Annotated in this window: 17 protein-coding genes; 10 read left to right on the top strand and 7 right to left on the bottom strand. The window is 53.6% G+C overall.

All coding sequences use genetic code 11. From position 1 onward, the window contains the following. Positions 1 to 437: 437 nt before the first annotated feature. The 3 genes from H6G62_RS01835 to H6G62_RS01845 form a co-directional block, all read right to left on the bottom strand. A complete protein-coding gene (locus tag H6G62_RS01835) occupies positions 438 to 617 on the bottom strand; it encodes a hypothetical protein (protein ID WP_190492408.1) in 180 nt (59 codons plus the stop codon). Next, entirely contained in the window at positions 614 to 958 is a 345-nt protein-coding gene (locus H6G62_RS01840; protein ID WP_190492409.1) for a nucleotidyltransferase domain-containing protein, read from the bottom strand. The genes H6G62_RS01835 and H6G62_RS01840 overlap by 4 nt, the downstream gene beginning before the upstream one ends. Before the next feature lie 73 nt (positions 959 to 1031). Beyond that, complete coding sequence (locus tag H6G62_RS01845) at positions 1032 to 1601, bottom strand: Uma2 family endonuclease (RefSeq protein ID WP_190492410.1); 570 nt, start codon at positions 1599 to 1601, stop codon at positions 1032 to 1034. A gap of 317 nt (positions 1602 to 1918) precedes the next feature. Between H6G62_RS01845 and sir the strand changes: the two genes are divergently transcribed. Then, the gene (sir, locus tag H6G62_RS01850) at positions 1919 to 3859 is read left to right on the top strand and encodes a sulfite reductase, ferredoxin dependent (protein ID WP_190492411.1); all 1941 of its coding nucleotides are present in this window, start codon (positions 1919 to 1921) and stop codon (positions 3857 to 3859) included. A gap of 254 nt (positions 3860 to 4113) precedes the next feature. Further along, positions 4114 to 5256 carry a radical SAM protein gene (locus H6G62_RS01855; protein ID WP_190492412.1) on the top strand — a complete coding sequence of 381 codons (1143 nt, stop codon included), beginning with the start codon at positions 4114 to 4116 and terminating at the stop codon, positions 5254 to 5256. Between the two features lie 36 nt (positions 5257 to 5292). Here the strand turns inward: H6G62_RS01855 and gatA are convergent, their stop codons facing one another. Continuing rightward, positions 5293 to 6744: an Asp-tRNA(Asn)/Glu-tRNA(Gln) amidotransferase subunit GatA gene (gene gatA / locus H6G62_RS01860; RefSeq protein ID WP_190492413.1), complete on the bottom strand. Its 1452-nt coding sequence runs from the start codon at positions 6742 to 6744 to the stop codon at positions 5293 to 5295. Between the two features lie 288 nt (positions 6745 to 7032). On the opposite strand from gatA, the gene H6G62_RS01865 reads away from it, so the two are divergent. Continuing rightward, complete coding sequence (locus tag H6G62_RS01865; RefSeq protein WP_190492414.1) at positions 7033 to 7713, top strand: Uma2 family endonuclease; 681 nt, start codon at positions 7033 to 7035, stop codon at positions 7711 to 7713. A 166-nt stretch (positions 7714 to 7879) separates the two neighbouring features. Here the strand turns inward: H6G62_RS01865 and ftsH4 are convergent, their stop codons facing one another. After that, on the bottom strand, positions 7880 to 9778 hold the full coding sequence (ftsH4, locus tag H6G62_RS01870; protein WP_190492415.1) for an ATP-dependent zinc metalloprotease FtsH4: 1899 nt from the start codon (positions 9776 to 9778) through the stop codon (positions 7880 to 7882). 296 nt (positions 9779 to 10074) lie between these two features. Here ftsH4 and H6G62_RS01875 point away from each other — a divergent pair, with 296 nt between their 5' ends. The 7 genes from H6G62_RS01875 to H6G62_RS01905 all read left to right on the top strand — a co-directional run bounded on the left by H6G62_RS01875 (position 10075) and on the right by H6G62_RS01905 (position 19169). Beyond that, complete coding sequence (locus tag H6G62_RS01875) at positions 10075 to 12228, top strand: class I SAM-dependent DNA methyltransferase (protein WP_190492416.1); 2154 nt, start codon at positions 10075 to 10077, stop codon at positions 12226 to 12228. Then, a complete protein-coding gene (locus H6G62_RS01880) occupies positions 12225 to 13556 on the top strand; it encodes a restriction endonuclease subunit S (protein ID WP_190492417.1) in 1332 nt (443 codons plus the stop codon). Before H6G62_RS01875 ends, H6G62_RS01880 begins: the two co-directional genes overlap by 4 nt. Before the next feature lie 61 nt (positions 13557 to 13617). Further along, the gene (locus H6G62_RS01885) at positions 13618 to 13815 is read left to right on the top strand and encodes a type II toxin-antitoxin system HicA family toxin (protein WP_347239268.1); all 198 of its coding nucleotides are present in this window, start codon (positions 13618 to 13620) and stop codon (positions 13813 to 13815) included. Positions 13816 to 13817: 2 nt separating this feature from the next. After that, the gene (locus H6G62_RS01890; protein WP_190492419.1) at positions 13818 to 14039 is read left to right on the top strand and encodes a type II toxin-antitoxin system HicB family antitoxin; all 222 of its coding nucleotides are present in this window, start codon (positions 13818 to 13820) and stop codon (positions 14037 to 14039) included. Positions 14040 to 14073: 34 nt separating this feature from the next. Next, the gene (locus H6G62_RS01895; protein WP_190492420.1) at positions 14074 to 15423 is read left to right on the top strand and encodes an AAA family ATPase; all 1350 of its coding nucleotides are present in this window, start codon (positions 14074 to 14076) and stop codon (positions 15421 to 15423) included. Further along, positions 15420 to 16106 (top strand): HNH endonuclease, encoded by a 687-nt coding sequence (locus H6G62_RS01900; RefSeq protein ID WP_190492421.1) that lies wholly within the window; start codon positions 15420 to 15422, stop codon positions 16104 to 16106. The genes H6G62_RS01895 and H6G62_RS01900 overlap by 4 nt, the downstream gene beginning before the upstream one ends. 12 nt (positions 16107 to 16118) lie before the next feature. Beyond that, complete coding sequence (locus H6G62_RS01905; RefSeq protein WP_190492422.1) at positions 16119 to 19169, top strand: type I restriction endonuclease; 3051 nt, start codon at positions 16119 to 16121, stop codon at positions 19167 to 19169. Between the two features lie 151 nt (positions 19170 to 19320). Here the strand turns inward: H6G62_RS01905 and H6G62_RS01910 are convergent, their stop codons facing one another. Continuing rightward, entirely contained in the window at positions 19321 to 19671 is a 351-nt protein-coding gene (locus tag H6G62_RS01910) for a DUF1257 domain-containing protein (RefSeq protein ID WP_190492423.1), read from the bottom strand. A gap of 151 nt (positions 19672 to 19822) precedes the next feature. Further along, the gene (locus H6G62_RS01915) at positions 19823 to 21355 is read right to left on the bottom strand and encodes an AAA family ATPase (RefSeq protein ID WP_190492424.1); all 1533 of its coding nucleotides are present in this window, start codon (positions 21353 to 21355) and stop codon (positions 19823 to 19825) included. Positions 21356 to 21432: the final 77 nt, after the last annotated feature.

A 21432-nucleotide genomic window follows, 5' to 3' on the forward strand; every position in this document is an offset into this window, starting at 1 on the left:
GCCAGATCAACGTCGATCTCGAATCAAGTCCTGGATTACTTGGTTAGCCGTTTCGTTCCAATCCTGGCCACTGTGATTACGGCGATAACTTTGGATCAACCGTTTCGCTGTTGCCCGGTCGTGGGTGTAAACCGTTACCGCTTTGATAGCTGCCTCTGGTATACCGTCTGCCGCCGCTTGAGGAGTAGGCTTCCGACGCAGATCAATCTTGGGACGGGGTTCTGCCTGGACGGATCGGGGGCGTGGCTGAACGGATTGTGCCTTGGGATAGGCTGGTTGTCTCGTTGGATACGTGGGCCGGGGTGGGGACTGGACTGGCCGAGAAAGGCGCTGCTTCTGCCATAAGAACACTAGCGCTAGGAGCAAAAAGCCGAACAAAAACACGAAAACTAGATTGATTAGCATCCTGACTCTCCTAACGCTGCTTAGCCTTGGCACTAGCAATTTAGTTTTCCCCTCAGGGCAACCGTGCTACCAACCAACCCATAAGCCTGATCGGCGGGTAAAGGCTCCTGACGGCGACGAGTCCAAATGTTTTCAATCCGCGCCACAACCTGATCCAGTTCAGCCAGTTCTTGCCAAATGCGGCCCGCCGTGGCCAGATAAGTCCCGTTCATAGCGGTTGCCCCTCCATGGCGATCACCGCCGCCAAGCTGGGTTTGCACCGTTCCAGCCGCACCAAATCGATTTTGAAGGGGGATAGATCTTGTAGTTGAGCCACAGCGGTAAAGTACTCCAGCGAATCCAGTCCCCGCACCGCCAGATCAACATCTGAGGACAGATGAAACCGCTCCCGGTGTAGTAGCGACCCGAACAGAACCACTTCCTGGGCCTGAAAGTCTTGCTTGAGTAGGGTATTGGCCGCTTGAACGACCTGCATCGCCGCCTCAAACCGTTGGGCAAGGCGCTGTTGATCCGCTTGCTGGCGCAGGGCCAGATGGTGTCTGAACACCGCCATTTCCTTCGGGCTTATGGGTTGCACAGGGATTTCAGCCCTCCTAGGGTAGGTAAGGAGATGGACTCACAGCCCACTAACGCTTCACAAAAATACGACTGAGGGGGTAGGAAAAATCCGGCAACAGCGGCGAGGTGAGGCTATCGGTCGATTGTAGGGTCATGGCCAGGGTCAGCACCGCCTGATCGCGACGATAGACCTGCACTTCTCCGAGGGTGTTGTCCACAATCCAATATTCCTGCACCCCCTGCTGAGAATACAGCTTGAGTTTGAGCTGGCGATCTCGCTGCTCATCTTTTTTGCCGAGGGAGAGCACTTCCACCACCAGTTCTGGTGCTCCGGTAAGGTGTTCCGCCTCATCCATCAGGGCATCTAATCGTGCATTGCTGACCCACACCACATCGGGAATCACATTGTCTTCATCGGTGAAAATAATGCCGGGGTTGATGGCCGTTCGCCCCAGCCCAGTATCTTGGCACCAGTTATCGAGGGCCGCAAAGATTCGGCCAGTCACTTCCTGATGACTCCATCTGGGTGCTCTGGTCACGATGAGTTCTCCATCAATAATCTCGTAGCGCCTGTCATCGTCGGGGAACAGCTCTAGATCTGCCGTTGTCCATCGAACGCGGTTCGTTGCAGGAGTCATTGCGGAAGCCTCAATGATTGGGCTGTTTTTACCATAGCGAAAACCAGGCCCAGTTCATCCTAGGGGGGTAACCATTCAGTTAGGTAGCTTCCCTAAGTAACCATTACTGCCGCCAAGCTAGCACCGTAACGCCGCGTGAACTTCTATAGCCTGGGTACCGGATTGGTTGGATCCGATGGTAGGATACAGAGAGATTCACCTAAATCCCGACCGACTTACCGGGGTATGCAAGCTCGATTCTCCCTGAAGTTTGGTGGATTTAGGTTATGTCCCTCGGCCTACGGCCCTGCTCATCACGGTTTACCTTTTCTGCTGCCATGGTTCAGACTCCTCTCAAGCCCGCCCAATCCGGCCCCAATCCTGCTTCGGCCAAGCGTTCTAAGGTTGAAGACATCAAGGAAAACAGCAACTTTCTGCGCGAGCCTTTGGCCAGCGAGCTGTTGACCGATACCAATTTCTTCTCGGAAGCGGCGATTCAAATCCTCAAGTTCCACGGGTCTTATCAGCAGGACAACCGCGATACCCGCACCAAGGGCCAGGAGAAGGATTATCAGATGATGTTGCGTACCCGCAATCCGGGGGGCTTCATTGCGCCAGAGTTGTATCTGACTCTGGATAAGCTGTCGGATGAATACGGGAACCATACCCTGCGGGCCACCACCCGTCAGGGCATTCAGCTCCATGGCGTTCTCAAGAAAAACCTGAAGGCCACCATTGCGGCGATTGTGAAAAACCTAGGATCGACCCTGGGGGCCTGCGGCGATTTGAACCGGAATGTGATGGCCCCTCCGGCCCCGTTCAAAAATCGGCCTGAGTACCAGATCGCCCGCGACTACGCCAACCACATCGCCGACCTGCTGCGGCCCCAAACCGAGGCCTACTACGAAATTTGGCTGGATGGGGAGAAGTTCCTCACTTCTGAGGAGCACCCGGAGGTGGTGGAAGCTCGGCAGCGCAACGTCAACAACACCCTGTTCCCCGATAGCCCGGAGCCGATCTACGGCACCCACTACATGCCCCGCAAGTTTAAGTGCGCCGTCACGGTGCCGGGGGACAACTCCATTGATGCCTACACCCATGACGTGACCCTGGTGGTGATCACCGACAAGGCGGGCAAGCTGAAGGGCTTTAACGTGCTGGCCGGGGGCGGTCTGGGCCGCACTCATAATAAGGAAGAAACCTTTGCCCGTGTGGCCGATGAGATTGGCTATGTGGATAAGGACGACGTGTTCGACCTGATGAAGGCCATCGTCGCCACCCAGCGGGACTACGGCGACCGTGTCAATCGCCGCCATTCCCGCATGAAGTACCTGATCCACGATTGGGGTGTGGAGCGCTTCCGACAGCAGGTGGAAACCTACTTTGGCAAGCCCCTCAAGCCCTTCAAAAAGCTGCCCAAGTGGACGTTCTACGATTACCTGGGCTGGTACGAACAGGGCGACGGCAACTGGTTTGTGGGGGTGCCTATTGAAAATGGCCGCATCCTCGACTGTAACGGTCTCCAACTCAAAACCGCCCTGCGGGAAATTGTGCAGACGTTCAACCTGCCCATGCTGGTGACGCCCAACCAAAGCGTTCTGTTCTACGACATCAAGCCCGAAGACAAGGAGGCGGTGCAAGGAATCCTGACCCGCTGCGGCATCCAAAAGGAAACCGACCTCGATCCCCTGGTGCGCTACGCCATGGCCTGCCCCGCCCTGCCCCTCTGCGGCTTGGCGATTACCGAATCCGAGCGGATCATGCCCACCATCCTGGGCCGAGTTCGCTCCCTGCTGACCAAACTGGGCCTGCCCGACGAACACTTTGTGGTGCGGATGACCGGATGCCCCAACGGCTGCGCCCGTCCCTACATGGCGGAACTGGGCTTTGTGGGCAGTGCGCCCGAATCCTACCAACTGTGGCTGGGCGGTTCCCCCGACCAAACTCGGCTGGCCCGTCCCTACCTGGAGCGGCTGCACGACAACGACCTAGAAACCACCCTAGAACCGCTGTTTGTGTTCTTCCGGGATGGCCGCAAGAAGGGCGAAAGCTTCGGGGATTTCTGCGACCGGGTGGGGTTTGAAGCCCTGCGCCAGTTTGCCGAAACCTACGACCCCCTGCGCTATACCCCCAGCCACACCAAGGAAGGCCGCCATCGCCTCAGTGTGTCCCACGATTTCTTCCTTACCCTGCAAGCGACGGCGGATAAGGAAGGCCGATCCATGGGGCAAGTAATTGGCGATGCCTTGGCGCTGTATCTGCAACAAACGGCGGAATAAGGCGTCATCAATGCATCGGTGCAACGCTCACTGATGCTAGAGGGCGCTGGCCTCTAAAAGGACGCCTTATCTATGGACACTTGCCAATTCCCGCAGGGTGAAACGGGTAGGAGAACTCCCACTTTTACTATCGTCAATCGAGCGTTTCAAACATCTTCCAATGCCTGGTAAACGCGAAGACTTATTGAAGTTTTGCCGCTAGCTCGGTGGTGCTACCTACAATGGGGCTCAACCTTAGCTAGCGGGATGGGCGTATGGACTCTTGGCTGAACCAACTGCGGCTTCGCTGGTTTATGGCCACCAAGGCTCTGGGCTACGGCACAGATTTTGTGGAGGTGCTGTACCGCATCTACCTCAACCACAGCAAAATTATTCACTTTCGGGATGGCTATCCGGTCTATTCCCTGTCTACGCCAGCCCTCTTTAGCAAACCTGCCGCCCACTTCATCGCCCGCACCCTGTATCGAGGCATCCAAAATCGCAATTTGCCGAATTTGATGAGCCTTGCGGTGAACGATGCCTGCAATGCCCACTGTGGCCACTGTAGTTTTTACGAGGGCGTGGACAATCCCCACCGCCAGCCCATGACGCTACCTCAGTTTGAGCAGGCGATTGGTGCGGCCCAGGATTTGGGGGTTTCGGTGATCAATATCGTGGGCGGCGAACCCCTGCTGCGGCCTGACTTGGCGGGGATTATTCGCGCTGTGGATAAGGATCGATCCACGGTGTTGCTGTTTACCAATGGCTGGCACTTGGCAGAACGGGCAGCGGAACTGCGGCGGGCTGGGTTGGATAGTGTCTACGTCAGCTTGGATGCAGCGGATCCCCGTCGCCACGATAGCCTACGACAAACGCCGGGACTGTTTGATCGGGCCGTGGCGGGGGTGAAAACAGCGAAAAAGCTGGGTTTCTCCGTTGGCATTTCGGCTACGATTACCCCAGAAGCCTACCAATCCGGCGAACTGAAGCGCCTAGTGGAACTGGGCAAGTCCCTTGGGATTCACGAAGTGCTGGTGTTCGATGCCCTGCCCAGCGGACGCCTTCAGCACCGAGACGACCTCATCGACAATGGCGATTGGGTGGAGGCGATGATCCAATCCGCCGTGCCCTATAACCAAGATGCCAGCTACCCTGGCGTGGTCTTTTTCGCCTACATGAGCAGCCATCGCAGTGTGGGGTGTTCCTGCGGTACCAGCTATTTTTACCTCTCCCCCTACGGCGATGTGATGTCCTGCGACTTTAACCACGCCACCTTTGGCAACGTGTTAGAAGAACCGCTGTGGAAAGTGTGGCAACGACTGAGTAGTAATCCCGATTTTGCCCAGGCTAAATGGGGCGGCTGCAAGGTCAAGGATTCAGCATTTCTCCAAAAAGAAACCGTGCAAGTAGGGCATTAAGACGACCTACACTGCCGACCGACCGACCCAGGACATTTACGACAAGGAGGGACGCTGTTTGTGCCAGTCGGTGGCCTGTTCGTAGGCGTAGCCTACCTCAAACAGCAGGTCTTCCCGCAGCACGTTGCCGATCAGTTGTAGACCGATGGGCAGGCCCAGGTCATCAAAGCCGCAGGGCAGGCTCATCCCCGGCAGACCCGCCAGGTTTACAGGAATCGTCATCAGGTCAGAGAGGTACATGCTGAGGGGATCGTCCACCTTGTCCCCGGCTTTGAAGGCGGTGGTGGGGGCGGTGGGGCACACCAGCACATCCACGCTGGCAAAGGCTTTCTCGAAGTCCTGCTTGATCAGGGTACGCACCTTTTGGGCCTTCAGGTAGTAGGCATCGTAGTAGCCCGCCGATAGGGCGTAGGTGCCAATCATAATCCGCCGCTTCACCTCGTCCCCAAAGCCCTCGGCGCGGGTTTTGGTGTACATGGTCATCAGGCTGTCGTTGTCCTTACGGGCACCGTATTTCACACCGTCGTAGCGGGCCAGGTTGGAGGAGGCCTCCGAGGGGGCAATGATGTAGTAAGTGGGCAGGCCGTAGGGAAACTGCGGGCAGGAGATTTCCTGGATCTCGGCCCCCAGGTCTTTGAGTTGCTGGATGGCCTTTTCCGTGGCGGCCTTCACGGCGGGGTCGATGCCCTCGGCGGCAAAGGTTTCGGTGATGATGCCGATTTTGCGGCCCTTCAGGTCAGTTTTGAGGAACTGGGTGTAGTCCGGTACGGGCACATCCAAACTGGTGGAATCGCGCCGATCATGGCCCGCAATCGCCCCCAGCAGCAGGGCGGCATCCTCCACGGTGGGGGTCAGCGGCCCAATTTGATCCAGCGACGACGCATAGGCCACCAGCCCAAACCGAGACACCAGGCCGTAGGTCGGCTTTAGGCCCACCACGCCGCAAAAAGAAGCGGGCTGACGAATGGAACCGCCCGTATCCGAGCCTAGGGCCACGGCGCATTCCCCCGCTGCCACCGCCGCCGCCGACCCGCCAGAGGATCCACCGGGCACCCGTTCCACATCCCAGGGGTTACCCGTGATCTGGTAGGCGGAATTTTCCGTGGAGCTACCCATGGCAAACTCGTCCAAGTTCGTTTTGCCCAGGGCTACCATCCCGGCCTCTTTCAGCTTTTGGGTAACGGTGGACTCGTAGGGGGGCACAAAATTTTCCAGCACCTTCGATCCGCAGGTGGTGCGAATGCCCTCGGTACAGAGGTTGTCCTTGAGGCCGATGGGAATCCCCGCCAGGGGGCTAAGCGCTTCTCCAGCGGCAATTTTGGCATCCACCGCCGCCGCCTGGGCCAGGGCCACATCCGCCGTCACCGTCAAATAGCTACGAAGTTGGGGCTCTAGGGCGGTCATCCGGTCGAGGTAGCCCTGGGCGATCTCCACCGCAGAGCGCTCTTTGCTGACTAACTGTTGATGCAGTTCGCGGATGACAGACATGGAATTCCTCGGATTTGCCACAAACACTAAAGTACCAGTATAGGCGGGTTCTGGCCCAATCTCTGCCCGGAACTTCGCCAGGGCAACCGTTGCCTGAACGGCCACAGGTTGACTGATCCCTCGCTCCCAATTCGTTGTTCACGGTGGCTTTGCGGCCTTACTCCACAGAACGAGGGTGGGGCGATCAGAACCAGAGGCAATTGGGATCAATGATTTGGCTGGGTCGTTCTGGGCTACCGCCGTTATGGCCTGAGCCGTTAGGATAGGGGCAGGAATTTGGGTTCTGGCATGGTCAATACAGCGTTACGACCCCGGCCCCAGGACATGGAAACGGATGTCTGGGTGCCCGCCCGGTGGGAGGACTATGGGGCGATCTGTGATCGACAGCACGATCCTAACGGAGAGGGCCTTGACCTGGAAAAAGCCCGCTACTACTACGACAACGGATGGATGCGCATTGAAATGGCAGCACTAGGCCCTGGGCACGGTCGCAGCAATTCCATTGTCTCTAAGGTGATCTCGCTATTTGCCACCCTTCGCATGATTCGCATGGTGGAACTGACGAATACCTCCTTTCGCAAACCGGGTGAGCGAGAGGGCCAGCCCGATATCGCCTTTTACCTGGGAAGCCGCTTTACCCTGCCGCCCCAAAGTAACCAGCCTGTGGATGTTCAGCGCTACGGCGTCCCCCATCTGGTGGTAGAAATAGCGTCAACCACCCTCAGCGATGATCTGGGCCAAAAGCGGCTGCTCTACGAACGGCTGGGCGTTCAGGAATATTGGGTCGTCAACGTTGCAGCCCAAACCGTGCTGGCCTTTGCGGTGGAGAATGGCGGCAGTCGAGAAATTCGCGAGTCCTTGGTGCTGCCGGGGTTGGTTCTCGATACCGTGGAGGCCGCCATGGCCCGCAGCCAAACTGAGGACGATGGAACCATTGCCCGCTGGCTCATCCAAACCTTTCAACCCTAACCTAGCCCCACCACCGCCTGCGACCAAAGCTAATCCTGGACTTGTTTCGGCAGGATAGACAGGTGGACAATCCCTGGGACGGGATGTTGTCCCATTGAGATTTAGCACCCCCATCACCCCCAGGATGCCTAGGAGTGATGGGGGCCAACAACCAGAACCGGGCGGGCTATACCGTAGTCAGTTCTGCGCCGTTGAGGAACTGGGCCTCGCTGGCGGGGATTTGCACCTGTCTGAGTTGTTCCCGTAGGGCTTCCCCTTCAATCACCTCGGATTCCAGCAGTTGCTTGGAGAGGGTTTCCAGCAGGTCGCGGTTGTGGCGCAGCACACTGAGGGCGTACTGGTGGCCCGCTTCCACCAGGGCTTTCACCTCCTCGTCGATGGCCTTGGCGGTGTCTTCGCTGATCGGGCGGCGGGCGCTACCCATGCCGTTGTCGAGGAAGGCGTTCCGCTGGGCGCGGTCGTAGGCCAGGGGGCCAAGTACCTGGCTCATACCGTAGGAGGTCACCATTTGTTCGGCCAAGTCCGTGGCCCGTTGCAGGTCGTTGGCGGCTCCGGTGGTGATGTGGCCAAAGATGATTTCCTCAGCGGAACGCCCCCCCAGCAGGGTGGCAATCTGGCCCTTCAGCTCGGTCTCATCGCGCAGGAAGCGATCTTCGGTGGGCAGTTGCAGGGTGTAGCCCAAAGCCGCCATACCGCGAGGCACGATGGAGATTTTTTCCACCTCATCCGTTCCCGGCACCACTGACCCCACCAGGGCATGGCCCACTTCGTGGTAGGCAACGATTTCCTTTTCCTTGTCGTTGAGGACGCGGCTCTTTTTCTCTAGTCCGGCGACGACCCGCTCGATGGCCTCCGCAAAATCCTGCTGCTCCACCTGGGTACTATTGCGGCGGGCGGCGAGGAGAGCGGCTTCGTTGACCAGGTTGGCCAAGTCGGCTCCGGCAAAGCCGGGAGTACGGGTGGCAATTTGCTTGAGATCTACCGTGTCCGCCAGTTTTACATCCTTGGCGTGGATATTCAGAATCGCCTCACGCCCTTTCAAATCGGGACGATCTACCAACACCTGACGGTCGAAACGGCCCGGACGCAGCAGGGCGGGGTCGAGGGTTTCCGGGCGGTTGGTGGCGGCGAGGACAATCACCGTGGTATCTCCGGCCTCAAAGCCGTCCATTTCTGTCAGCAACTGGTTGAGGGTTTGCTCCCGTTCGTCGTTGCCGCCATAGAAACTGCTGGAGGCACGGGATTTGCCGATGGCGTCCAATTCGTCGATGAAAATAATGCAGGGGGCTTGCTTTTTGGCCTGGTCAAACAGGTCGCGCACGCGGGAGGAACCCACCCCCACAAACAACTCCACAAACTCCGAGCCGGAAATGCTAAAGAAGGGCACCCCGGCCTCCCCGGCCACGGCCTTGGCCATTAGGGTTTTGCCCGTTCCCGGTGGGCCAACCAACAGCACCCCCTTGGGAATTTTTGCGCCTAGGTCGGTGAAGCGCTTGGGAGTTTTCAAAAAGTCCACAATTTCCACCAGTTCGGCCTTAGCCTCTTCCACCCCGGCCACATCGTCGAAGGTGATTTTGCCGTCCTCCCCTTCCACATAGACCTTGGCCTTGCTCTTGCCGATGGACAGCGCTCCCTGGGGGCCACCATTGCCCCGCGCCAAGAAAAATCGCCACACCGCAATGAAGATAAGCGGCGGAATCACCCAACTCAGCACACTGCCAAACCATTGACCCTTGGGCGGCGGCACGGCGGCAAATTCCACCCCGTTATCCTCCAATCGCTGGGGCAGTTGCAGGTCAAAAATAGGCGTGGTGACATACACCTCACCGGGCTGGCCCTCGGCGTCCTTTAACTGATAGCGAATTTCATTTTGCCCCACCGAGACCCGCAGCACTTCCTGATCCTGCACTCGATGAATGAACATACTGTAGGGTTCTTTGGCAATTTGGCTACCAAATAAAAAGGGCGACACTAGGTTGAGAAACAGCAGCCCCGTGGCTACCCACAGCACCACATTGGCCACGATTCGGGCACGGCTAGGTTGGGGATCTTTGTTAACAGGCATGGTACACAAGGAAAACGTACTAGAAAAATGATACAACGCAAAAAATGGGTGGGCTAGACTAGCTAACCCACCCATCCTTAGGGAACGCGTAGACGATGGCCGGGGGCTTACTGAAGCACCCGCTTCACGTTGGCGTTTTGCAGGCCGGGGCGCTTCACCTCAGCCAGGGTTTTGTTGACAGCCTCCTTTGGGTTGATGGCGTTGATCCGTTACAAGAAGGTGAATCGGCTGTCCTTTTGCGGGCCATCGCTGCCACAATAGGGAACAATCGCCGTCTGTAGCCGCCGAAGGATTGTATGAGCCCTGCCAACTTCCAATCCCTAGCCAATTTCATTTGGTCGGTGGCCGATCTGCTGCGCGGCCCCTATCGTCCGCCCCAGTACGAGCGGGTGATGCTGCCGATGACGGTACTGCGGCGGTTTGACGGTGTGCTAGCGTTTTCTAAGGCCCAAGTGCTGAAGAAACACGAGCTGCTTGAGGCCAGCGGCAAAATTAAAAACGTCGATGCCACGCTGAATGCCGTTGCCAAGGACGAGAACGGCAATTCCCTGGGATTCCACAACCACAGCAAGCTCGATTTTAAGGCGCTAAAGGGCGACCCCGACAATGTGGGGCGGCACCTGCAAGACTATATCAACGGCTTCTCGGAGAATATCCGCAAAATTTTTGAGCGCTTCGAGTTTGACAAAGAGATCGAAAAACTGGAGGAGGCCAACCGACTCTACCTGGTGGTCTCCAGCTTTGCCGAAATCGACCTACACCCCAGCCGGGTCGATAACATCACCATGGGCCTGGTGTTTGAGGATCTAATTCGGCGGTTTAATGAATTGGCCAACGAAACTGCCGGGGATCACTTCACCCCCCGCGAGGTGATTCACCTGATGGTGAATTTGCTAATGGAGCCGGATGGGGAGGTGCTGACCGGGGGTCGCCCTATTGTCACCGTCTGCGACCCGGCCTGTGGCACCGGGGGGATGCTGGCGGAAGCCCAAAACTGGATTCAATCCCACAATGAAAACGCCATTGTGAAGGTGTTTGGCCAAGACTACAACCCTCGCTCCTACGCCGTGGCGGCCTCGGATCTATTAATTAAAGGCCACAAAGACAGCCGCATTGAGTTTGGCAATACCCTCACCGCGCCCCCCTTTGAGGATATTGAAGGGTTTGACTATCTGTTGGCGAATCCGCCCTTTGGGGTGGACTGGAAGGCGGAACAAAAGGAGATTAGCCGCTGGAAGGGTTTCAATGGCTACACGGGCAAGCTGCCCCGCGTGAATGATGGGGCGCTGTTGTTTTTGCTCTATATGCTCTCGAAGCGGCAGGCGTTTCAACCCTCGGATGACCCCCAGCAAAACCAGCGCGGCACCCGCATTGCCATTGTGTTTAATGGGTCACCGCTATTTACGGGCGGGGCGGGATCGGGCGAAAGCGAGATTCGTCGCTGGATTATTGAAAACGACTGGCTAGAGGCCATTGTGGCCCTGCCAGAGCAGATGTTTTACAACACGGGCATTGGCACGTTTATTTGGGTGGTAACGAACCGCAAAACGCCAGAACGCCAGGGTAAAATTCAGCTCATTGATGGTCGCGACCGTTGGCAACCGATGAAACGCAGCCTGGGAGACAAACGCCGCTACCTGGATGCCGATATTATTGCAACCCTCACCCGTGAGCATGGACAGTTTGCGGAAAGCAACACCAGCAAACTTTTTGACAATGCCGACTTTGGCTATCGCCGCATTACGGTAGAGCGCCCCCTGCGGCTGCGGTTTGAGATTACCGATAGAAACAAGGGTAAATTCTTAGCGGACTATCCTGAACTAGGCCCAGTCATTTCAGAAATGGAGGCAGAATTAGGCCATGAACCTTACCTAGATTGGAACAAGGCTTGGGAGCTGGTGCAGTGGGTGTTTAAAGAATCTGAGGTGACTTGGGCCCTGGGGGCAAAGGGCAGCAAGCAGAAAAAGTTCTTCCGCGATTGTTTTACGGTGGTAGACCCAGAAGCGGCCCCGGTGATTGCAAAACGGGGGAACCGATCCGGGGTGGTAACGGCGACGGATTTGCCGAATCAAGCATTCCCGAATGACCTGGAGCCAGCGGAACTAGATCGGGTATTTGGGGTGTTTGCTGACCCAGAGGGCAAGTCTAAAAAAACGGTGGAGTATGAGGTGGATGCCAACTTGCGGGATACGGAAAATGTGCCGCTGAAGGAAAGCCTTGTGGATTTCTTTTTGCGAGAGGTGCGGCCCTATGTGGCGGATGCCTGGATTAACCCAGATGCCAAGCTGCGGGATGAGATGGATGGCGGCATTGGCAAGGTGGGCTATGAGATTAACTTTAACCGCGAGTTTTTTAAGTATCAGCCACCCAGAAGCCTAAAGGAAATTGATGCAGAACTGGCTGAGGTTGAAGGAAACATACTTGCAATCCTAAATCGAATGACAACATGAGCGAATCAACCTTGAAGACCTCAAACCTTCCTTCTGATTGGCAAACTATGCCAATCAAGTTTGTTGCTGAGTATGCAGTTAGCAATGTTGACAAGCACTCAATTGAAAACGAGGAACCAGTCAGGCTGTGCAACTACACAGATGTGTACAACAATGAATTTATAACCCTTGACATACCTCTTATGAGAGCAACGGCAACTTTAGATGAGATTTCCAAATTCAATCTAAATGTCAATGATGTCGTCATAACGAAAGATTCGGAATCGTGGAACGATATAGCAATACCTGCGTATATAAAAGAGACTGCTGACGATCTAGTTTGTGGTTATCATCTTGCAATTATTCGTCCGCGATTAGAAAAGCTTGATGGTCATTTTCTGTTTCGTTGCCTTCAATCGAGACCTGTTGCTCTACAGCTAGAACTAGCTTCTACAGGTGTTACTAGATATGGACTTCCTAAAAGTGCGATAGGTAGAACGGTAGTTCCTTTACCTCCTATTGAGGTGCAGACCAAAATTGCTAACTATCTTGATCGCGAAACCGCAGAGATTGATGCGCTGGTGGCGGAAAAAGAGCGAATGTTGGCCCTGCTAGAAGAAAAGCGCCAAGCCCTGATTAGCCACATCGTTACCCGTGGCCTCGACCCCAACGCCCCCCTCAAACCCTCCGGCCTCCCCTGGCTCGGCGACATCCCCCAGCATTGGGAAATTCGGCGACTGAAGTTTGTAGCTGATGTGCAAACCGGATTAACTCTAGGCAAAACTTATACAGAAAAAGATCTCGCTAGATGTCCATATCTCCGGGTTGCTAATGTACAAGATGGATTTCTAGATCTGAGTCAGATCACAGAAATTGAAATTCCTCGACGTGATGTTTCGCGCTACCAACTTAAGTATGGTGATGTACTCATGACTGAAGGAGGTGATTTTGATAAGCTTGGCAGAGGCTATGTTTGGGAAAGTCAAATAGAAAACTGTCTGCATCAAAACCATATTTATGCAGTCCGCCCTCATACAGAATATCTAGAGCCTCATTTCCTCGCTATTCTGATGACATCTCATTACGGAAAAGCATACTTCACCAGTATTTCCAGGCAAACAACCAACTTGGCAACCATCAATCAGACTAACTTATTAAACATCTTTCTGCCAATTCCCCCTGTGTCTGAGCAGAGGGAGATAGCAGCACATCTAGCAAAAATTTCATCAGATAGTGAAAATCTACTGACTTCAATTCAAACTTCAATCGCTCTTCTCAAAGAACGTCGCTCTGCCCTCATCACCGCCGCTGTTACGGGTCAAATTCCCCTGGAGGAGATGGCAGCATGAGTCGTATATCATTTCTAAAACAGAAAGCCAATCTGAAAAAATGCCTAGGAAAATTCGTGAATTGAAAGCAGAGCTTTCTCAAAAAGGATTTATATTTCTCCCCAAACGAGGCAAAGGAAGTCATGAACGCTGGAAACATCCTTTACTGAATAAAACCTTAACAATCCCTGGCAAAGATGGCGATGATGTCCCCCTTTATTTAGAGAAGCAACTTAAAAAGCTACTGGTCGAACTAAAAAATTTGGAGCAAGGAGACTAAAAATGAGCCTTTACAGCATGATTCTTGAATGGTCGGAAGATGATCAACTTTTTCTGGTCACCGTTCCCGAATTTGCCGATCAGGTTGTGATGCCCTGTACCCACGGCAAAACTCGCGAAGCCGCCATTCGTAACGGCGAGGAAGTCATTGCGATGTATCTAGAGGCTTGGCAAACTGAAGGAATTCCCATTCCAAAGCCCAAGATTGTCGAAGCTGTAGCCTAGTCTGTGTTGTAGGAATGGATAGGGAGAAAAGGTTATGAGAATTGACCGCATTGAGATCCGCAATTTCAAAAAGTTCTTAGACTTTACCCTTGATCTCCATCCCCAGTTCACCCTGTTGGTGGGCGACAACGGCACGGGCAAAACCTCCTTGCTCGATGCTTTGGCCATCGCTGCTGGCGTGTGGCTCGTCAACGCCCCAGATACCACCCTATCCAACAGCAAGCGCAACATCCTCACCAGCGAAATTCATCTAGAACCCATTGAAGCTGATGGAATTACCCAATTTATTGAACATAAACCTGTCCAAATTAAAGCCGTCGGTTGTCTGGGTGATCAAGAAGGAATAGAGTGGACAAGGCAAATAAAAGCCAATGGCTCCCGTACCTCAAACACCGAAGCTAAAGCAGCCCTCGACATCATTAGCGATCTGTACCAGCGTAATCAGGCTGGGGAACAGCTTTGGTTTCCTATCGTGGCCTATTATGGCGCGGGTCGGGCCTGGTTGCCCTCCAACAAAACTACTCCCAAAGCTCAACTTAGCAAAGGTATTGCCCGTCGCTGGCACGCCTTTTATGATTGTTTTGAAGAACGCATTCGTATCGCCGATCTACAAACCTGGTTTCAGCGAGAAGCCTTGGCCTCTCTGCAACGGCAGGGCACCATGAGGAAAAGTTTTCAGGTCGTTAAATACGCCATCTTGCGTTGTATTCCTGGTTCTGATGATCTGTGGTTTGATGCTGATCGTTCTGAAATTGTAGTTTCCATTGATCATCAGCCTATTCCCTTTATTAACCTTAGCGCTGGGCAAAAAATGATGGTGGCCTTGATTGCAGATATTGCTATCAAAGTTGTCACTCAAAATGCAGCTTTTCTGTCGGAATCTATAGACTTCAGCTCTGATGCCTTGCCTCTAGTTCTAAAAGAGACTACTGGCCTAATTTTGATTGATGAGATCGATGTACATCTACATCCTAAATGGCAGCGCCAAGTAGTAGATGATCTCAAAAATACTTTTCCCTCTATTCAATTTGTTTGCACTACCCACTCACCCTTTATCATTCAATCTATTAGTCAGGGTGAGCTAAGGAGCTTGGATCTTGAAGATATCGATGTTTTAGAATACGAAAATAGATCCATTGAGGACATCGCCGAAGACATTCAGCTAGTCGAAGTTCCGCAGCAAAGTCTGAAAGCTCGTGAACTTGCCCAAGCCACAGAGCGATATTTTGAATTACTCCAAACCTCAGACGATCCAAAATCTGAACAACTGGTAGTCGCAGAGGCAGCCTATCGTCAAGCCGCAGAACCATTTTCAGCTAACCCAGGATTGACGGCTCTACTGAAACTAGAGGCAATGGCTAAGGCAAAGGAGCAGGCTGAATGAGACCCGTCGAACGTGGCCCTGCTCCCCGAACCTACGCAAAATATGGTGATGCGATTGAGGATTTAGAAGCACGGCTAGATATTTATTGCAGCTACTGCGAACGCCGCCTACCGACCAGTCTTGCTGTTGAGCATGTAGTTCCCAAAGATTTAAGCCCAAGATTAGAAACGGAGTGGACTAATTTCCTATTGGGCTGTACTAACTGCAATTCAGTTAAAGGAGCTAAACCTGTAGACGTTTCAGACTTCCTTTGGCCAGACCGAGACAACACATTCCTCGCATTTACATATGTTAAAGGAGGATTCGTTTCTTTGGCAGATAATCTAAGTGAAACACAAAAAGTTCAGGCTCAAGCACTATTAGATCTTGTTGAATTGCAGAGGCATAAAGCCCCTGGCTGGGGGAATCCTGCTCCACGAGATAAACGCTGGCAACAGCGCGATGAAGTCTGGGCAGCAGCCGAGAGAAGTTTGGAACTCTTAGAAAAATTAGGTGGTGTGGATGAAGCTGTGGAACAAATCTTAATCGCAGCCAAAGGATATGGTTTCTTTTCGATATGGATGACAATATTTAATGATTATCCCGATGTCAAAAAAGGTTTAATCCAGAGATTTATTGGTACTGCATCGACCTGTTTTGATCCCGATGGCAATCCACTCAACCGACTCGGTGGAAACATTTAGGAAGGAATACTGATGAAAACCAAAGCTACCTCTGAAACCGCCTTTGAAGCGGCTATTGAGTCAGTGCTGCTGGCCTCTGGCTTTGAGCGCCACCCGTCCCCAGAATTTGATCGCGAACTAGCTATTTTCCCCACCGTTGCCCTGCGATTTATCCAAGCCACCCAAAAACCTGTGTGGGACAAGCTAGAAGCACTCCACGGAGAAAAGACGGGTGAACGAATCATCGCTGCCCTGTGCAAATGGATGGATACCCACGGCGTACTCACCACCCTGCGCCATGGCTTCAAATGCTACGGCAAAACCCTCCGTATTGCCTTCTTTAAACCTGCCCACGGCCTCAATGCTGATCTAGAAGCCCGCTATGCCGCTAATATTCTGGGCCTCACCCGCCAGCTTCACTTCAGCCCTAAAAGTGAGAAATCTCTCGATGTCACCCTCAGTCTGAATGGCATTCCGCTAATCACTCTAGAGCTAAAAAATCCCCTCACCGGGCAAACCGTAGCCAATGCGATGCACCAGTATCGCCACGACCGCGACCCCCGCGAAAAACTCTTCACCTTCAAGCAGCGCACCCTCGTCCATTTTGCCGTCGATACCGAAACCGTCTATATGACCACCCGCTTGGCGGGTTCCGCCACCCATTTTCTGCCCTTCAACCGAGGTGACCACGGCGGCGCAGGCAATCCCACCGACCCAGAGGGCCGCAACTACCGCACTGCCTACCTATGGGAAACCGTACTCCAGCCCGATAGCCTGCTGGATCTGCTGGCCCGGTTTCTGCACCTTCAAGTCGAAGATAAATTTAGCGACGATGGAAAAAAGGTCAAAAAAGAAACCCTGATTTTTCCCCGCTATCACCAATTGCAAGCGGTACGAAGCCTAGTTACAGCTGCGGCTAAGGAAGGCCCCGGACACAATTATCTTATTGAGCACTCAGCGGGCAGTGGCAAAAGCAACACCATTGGTTGGCTGGCCCATCGGCTCTCTTCCCTGCACAATGCCAACGATCAGCGAGTCTTTGACAGCGTCATTGTGGTAACGGATCGCGTGGTGTTGGATCGCCAACTGCAAAATACCATTTACCAATTTGACCATCGCCAAGGCGTCGTACAAAAAATTGAAGAAGACTCCCGGCAATTGGCGGAAGCCCTGGAAAACGCCGTCCCCATCATTATCACCACCCTTCAAAAGTTTCCCTTCGTGGCCCAACAACTGGAAAAAATGGCCGCAGAGCGGGGCGACACTGCCAAAGCCACTTTGCCCACTCGCCACTGTGCGGTAATCATCGACGAAGCCCACAGCTCTCAATCGGGCGAAACCGCCACCGACCTCAAAGAAGTGCTTGGTGGCGAGGCGTTGCGTCAACAGGCAGAAGCCCTAGCCGCAGAGGAAAACGAGTCTGACCTAGAAAAGCTTTACCGCAGCATGGCCAAACGCGGACACCAGCCCAACCTGAGCTTTTTTGCCTTTACCGCTACCCCAAAATATAAAACCCTAGCGATTTTTGGCCGTAAGGGTACATCCTTCAGCCGCTACACCATGCGACAGGCGATTGAAGAGGGGTTCATTATGGATGTGCTCAAAAACTACATCACCTACAAAACCTTCTACCGCCTACTTAAAGCCTGCGAAGATGACCCCAACGTAGAGCGCAAAAAAGCCGCCCGTGCCCTAAGTCGATACCTACGCCTGCACCCCCATAATATTGCTCAAAAGACAGAGATTATGGTGGAGCATTTTCAAAACGTTAGCCGCCATAAAATTGGTGGACGGGCCAAGGCTATGGTCGTCACGGGTTCCCGCCTAGAAGCCGTTCGCTACAAGCAAGCCTTTGACCACCTCATTGCCCAAAAAGGCTACGCCATCAAAACCCTGGTCGCCTTCTCTGGGCAGTTACCCGATGACAAAGTGCCTGACAAAACCTACACCGAAGTCGAAATGAATGGCGGCATCCGAGAAAAAGACCTCCCCGCTGAGTTTGCTACCCAGGAGTATCAGGTATTGCTGGTGGCCGAAAAGTATCAAACCGGATTTGACCAACCCCTGCTCCACACCATGTATGTGGATAAGCGATTGTCGGGCATTCAAGCCGTACAAACCCTATCGCGTCTTAACCGTACCCATCCTCTAAAAGAAGAAACCTTTGTTCTCGACTTTGTTAACGATCCCGAAGAGATTCGAGAATCCTTCAAGGTCTATTTCGACGGGGCCACCATGGGCGATGATGTCGATCCAGATCGACTCTACGAGGTGAAGGGCGAGCTAGATGCCTCTGGCATTTACCTAGAGCCAGAAGTTGTTCAATTTTGTTTGGTCTTCTTTGCTCCCAAACAGCGTCAAAGCCCCTCCGATCACAAAACCATGAACGCGGTTCTAGATAAAGCCGTAGCTCGTTTCCAAACCCTGCTTAACGAGTCCGAAGAAGAAGCCGAGCTATGGCGGGGCAAGGTACAAGCTTTCCGCAATCTCTATGTCTTTCTCAGTCAGGTGATTCCTTACCAAGACAGCGATCTAGAAAAACTCTATACCTACCTCAAGCACCTAGCCCTCAAACTGCCGAAACGAAAATCGGGGCCAAGCTACCAGTTTGATGACGATGTGCAACTCCAATACTATCGACTACAAAAAATCAGTGAAGGTTCAATCAACCTCACCGAGGGCTATGTCCCGACCATTGAAGGCCCTCAAGAACTGGGCAGTGGGCGGGTACGCGAAGAGCATGTGCCGCTTTCACGTTTAATTGACCTGCTCAATGAACAGTTCGGCGAAGACCTCAATGACGCTGACCAACTCTTCTTCGACCAAATTGCTGAGGCCGCAGCCCGGATAGATGCCATTAGCCAAGCCGCCCAGGCCAATCCCTACGACAAATTTCAGCTCGTCTTCGGGCAGATTCTAGAGTCAATCTTTATCGAGCGCATGGATCTAAACGAAGATCTGTTTGCCCGATATATGAATGACCCAGAGTTTAAACAGTTGGTATCGGAGTGGTTAGGCCAACAGGTCTACTCGCGCATTCCTAAGACGGTGTCCTATGGTGCTTCAGATATGCCAAGCAAGTAACCTAACCTAATCTAGTCAACTCAGTTGAAAAATTTACAAAAATTTAATCAACTAGGCTTCATTTAGAAAAATGATGCAACGCAAAAAATGGGTGGGCTAGACTGGCTAGCACCACCCATCCTTAGGGAACGCGTAGACGATGGCCTGGGGCTTACTGAAGCACCAGCTTCACGTTGGCGTTTTGCAGGCCGGGGCGCTTCACCTCAGCCAGGGTTTTGTTGACAGCGTACTTTTGGTTGATGGCGTTGATCAGTTCGGTTTGGTTGTGCTTTTTGGCCACACCCCACAGATCCGCGATCAGATCGAAGGAACCATCGGCATTGCGAGACCAGCCCAGATCGTATTCACCATCGAGAACGGCGACAAGGTCGGCGCGGACACGCTGGCCGTTGTAACCGCGAACATCAGCCTCAGTCTTTGTGGCAATACCCAAGTCAGAGAGAGACTGCTTGAGGATTTCAGCATCGGTCACTTTGGTGCGAAGGGTGCTGAAGTGAGACATAGGATTTCCTCCTGTAGGGAAAATGAGAGAGACAACAACGAGGGTTTTGAGAGGTAACGATACCAGATCGCCTGGATGGGTTTTCTGGCTACGGAGACTGCTAGCGAAGAACCGCTAGCCCTTCCCCCAGCCGGAGCCGGGAGGAAAGCTTTTAGAACTCCATCCGCTGATATTCAGCGACGGAGGCTGCCGCCGGACGGGCTCGTTGACGCGCCCAATCGCGCAGGGCAGTCACCTGTTCACTCATGGTTTTAGACAGCGGCAAAGTGGCTCGAATAGAGGCAATGATATCGAGCTGAGTGAACTCTCGTCCTTGGGCAAAGGCTTCATACATGGCGGAAATCAAGCCCTGCTCAATTTCTGCGCCGGAAAATCCATCACAGACCTTAGTGAGTTGGTCTAGGTCGAAGCGGTCAATGTCGCGCCGCCGCTTTTTCAGATGGATTTGGAAAATATCCTTGCGTTCTTCGGCATTGGGCAGGTCTACAAAGAAGATTTCATCGAAGCGCCCTTTGCGCAGAAACTCGCTGGGCAAACGCTCTACTCGGTTGGCGGTGGCCATCACAAATACGGGAGAAGTTTTCTCCTGCATCCAGGTTAAAAAGGTGCCAAAAATTCGGCTAGAGGTACCACCATCGGAATCTGCGGAACCCCCTGCCCCAGCGAAAGCTTTATCAATTTCATCGATGAACAAAATTGCTGGAGAAATCGACTCAGCGGTACGCAGGGCGTTGCGTAAATTCGCTTCCGAACGACCTACGGTGGAGCCATCGTACACTCGTCCCAAATCCAATCGCAACAGGGGCAAACCCCACAGGCGAGAAGTTGTCTTTGCAATTAGCGACTTACCGCAACCGGGAACCCCCAAAATCAGCATCCCCTTGGGCTGAGGTAGACCGTATTCTCGCGCCCGCTCAGTAAAGGCATCGGAACGTTGGAACAGCCAGTGTTTTAATTCTTCCAAACCACCCACGGAATCGATGGTTTCATCCACATCCATGAACTCTAGAATGCCGTTGCGGCGAATGAGCTGCTTTTTCTCGGAGAGGACGATCTCCACTTCCTCTGCCGTTAGCTTTTTCGCCATCACCCGCGCCTTGCGGTAAACCTTTTCGGCCTCATCGCGGGTTAGCCCCAGAGCCGCTTTTAATAGCTTTTCCCGATCTTCAGTGGTGATGCTGCCGCCCCTAGCTCGGTTCAGTTCTGTGGAAAGAACCTCATCTAGTTCCACCATGTTGGGCATGGGGAAATCGAGCACTACTACCTCTTTTTCAAGTTCGATGGGGACTTCTTGAACTGGAGACATCAACACAATGGTTTTTGAGGTTCCCTTGAGGGCAATAATGGCATCCCGCAAACAACGGGTCACGGCTGGGGAATCCTTGAAGGGGTGCAAATCTTTGAAGATAAAAATGCCAGGTTCCCGCTGACGAATCACCCACTCTACCGCCGCTTCGGGGGAAACCGTATTATTGTGCTGGGTACCCGATCCGGGATTGCCGTACTCCACCATGCCACGGGTCATCGTCCAGGTGTAGAGCTTGAGGGGATTTTTAATGTCCTGCTCCCTGGCCAGCCGACGGGCCACGGTGGCGATGGTTTGTTCAGCCCGCTCTTCCTCGAAGGTGACCAGATAGATCAGAGGATATTGGGCCTGTATAAGTACATTTAAATCCTCTTTCATGACCGATACCTGTTTGAGGGTGAAGGACACAACAGCTACCTAGGAGGCAGCAAACAAATCATCAACGGAACTCATTT

This window comes from Phormidium sp. FACHB-1136, assembly GCF_014697375.1.
In the GTDB taxonomy this organism is placed as follows: domain Bacteria; phylum Cyanobacteriota; class Cyanobacteriia; order Phormidesmidales; family Phormidesmidaceae; genus Nodosilinea.

Bases quoted from the DNA above. Each gene is read 5' to 3' on its own strand.
- ftsH4 (WP_190492415.1), bottom strand. From the start codon at position 9,778: ATGCCTGTTAACAAAGATCCCCAACCTAGCCGTGCCCGAATCGTGGCC.
- H6G62_RS01880 (WP_190492417.1), top strand. From the start codon at position 12,225: ATGAGCGAATCAACCTTGAAGACCTCAAACCTTCCTTCTGATTGGCAA.
- H6G62_RS01890 (WP_190492419.1), top strand. From the start codon at position 13,818: ATGAGCCTTTACAGCATGATTCTTGAATGGTCGGAAGATGATCAACTT.
- H6G62_RS01910 (WP_190492423.1), bottom strand. From the start codon at position 19,671: ATGTCTCACTTCAGCACCCTTCGCACCAAAGTGACCGATGCTGAAATC.
- H6G62_RS01840 (WP_190492409.1), bottom strand. From the start codon at position 958: ATGGCGGTGTTCAGACACCATCTGGCCCTGCGCCAGCAAGCGGATCAA.
- H6G62_RS01845 (WP_190492410.1), bottom strand. From the start codon at position 1,601: ATGACTCCTGCAACGAACCGCGTTCGATGGACAACGGCAGATCTAGAG.
- H6G62_RS01835 (WP_190492408.1), bottom strand. From the start codon at position 617: ATGAACGGGACTTATCTGGCCACGGCGGGCCGCATTTGGCAAGAACTG.
- H6G62_RS01905 (WP_190492422.1), top strand. From the start codon at position 16,119: ATGAAAACCAAAGCTACCTCTGAAACCGCCTTTGAAGCGGCTATTGAG.
- H6G62_RS01915 (WP_190492424.1), bottom strand. From the start codon at position 21,355: ATGAAAGAGGATTTAAATGTACTTATACAGGCCCAATATCCTCTGATC.
- H6G62_RS01900 (WP_190492421.1), top strand. From the start codon at position 15,420: ATGAGACCCGTCGAACGTGGCCCTGCTCCCCGAACCTACGCAAAATAT.
- gatA (WP_190492413.1), bottom strand. From the start codon at position 6,744: ATGTCTGTCATCCGCGAACTGCATCAACAGTTAGTCAGCAAAGAGCGC.
- H6G62_RS01855 (WP_190492412.1), top strand. From the start codon at position 4,114: ATGGACTCTTGGCTGAACCAACTGCGGCTTCGCTGGTTTATGGCCACC.
- H6G62_RS01865 (WP_190492414.1), top strand. From the start codon at position 7,033: ATGGTCAATACAGCGTTACGACCCCGGCCCCAGGACATGGAAACGGAT.
- sir (WP_190492411.1), top strand. From the start codon at position 1,919: ATGGTTCAGACTCCTCTCAAGCCCGCCCAATCCGGCCCCAATCCTGCT.
- H6G62_RS01875 (WP_190492416.1), top strand. From the start codon at position 10,075: ATGAGCCCTGCCAACTTCCAATCCCTAGCCAATTTCATTTGGTCGGTG.
- H6G62_RS01895 (WP_190492420.1), top strand. From the start codon at position 14,074: ATGAGAATTGACCGCATTGAGATCCGCAATTTCAAAAAGTTCTTAGAC.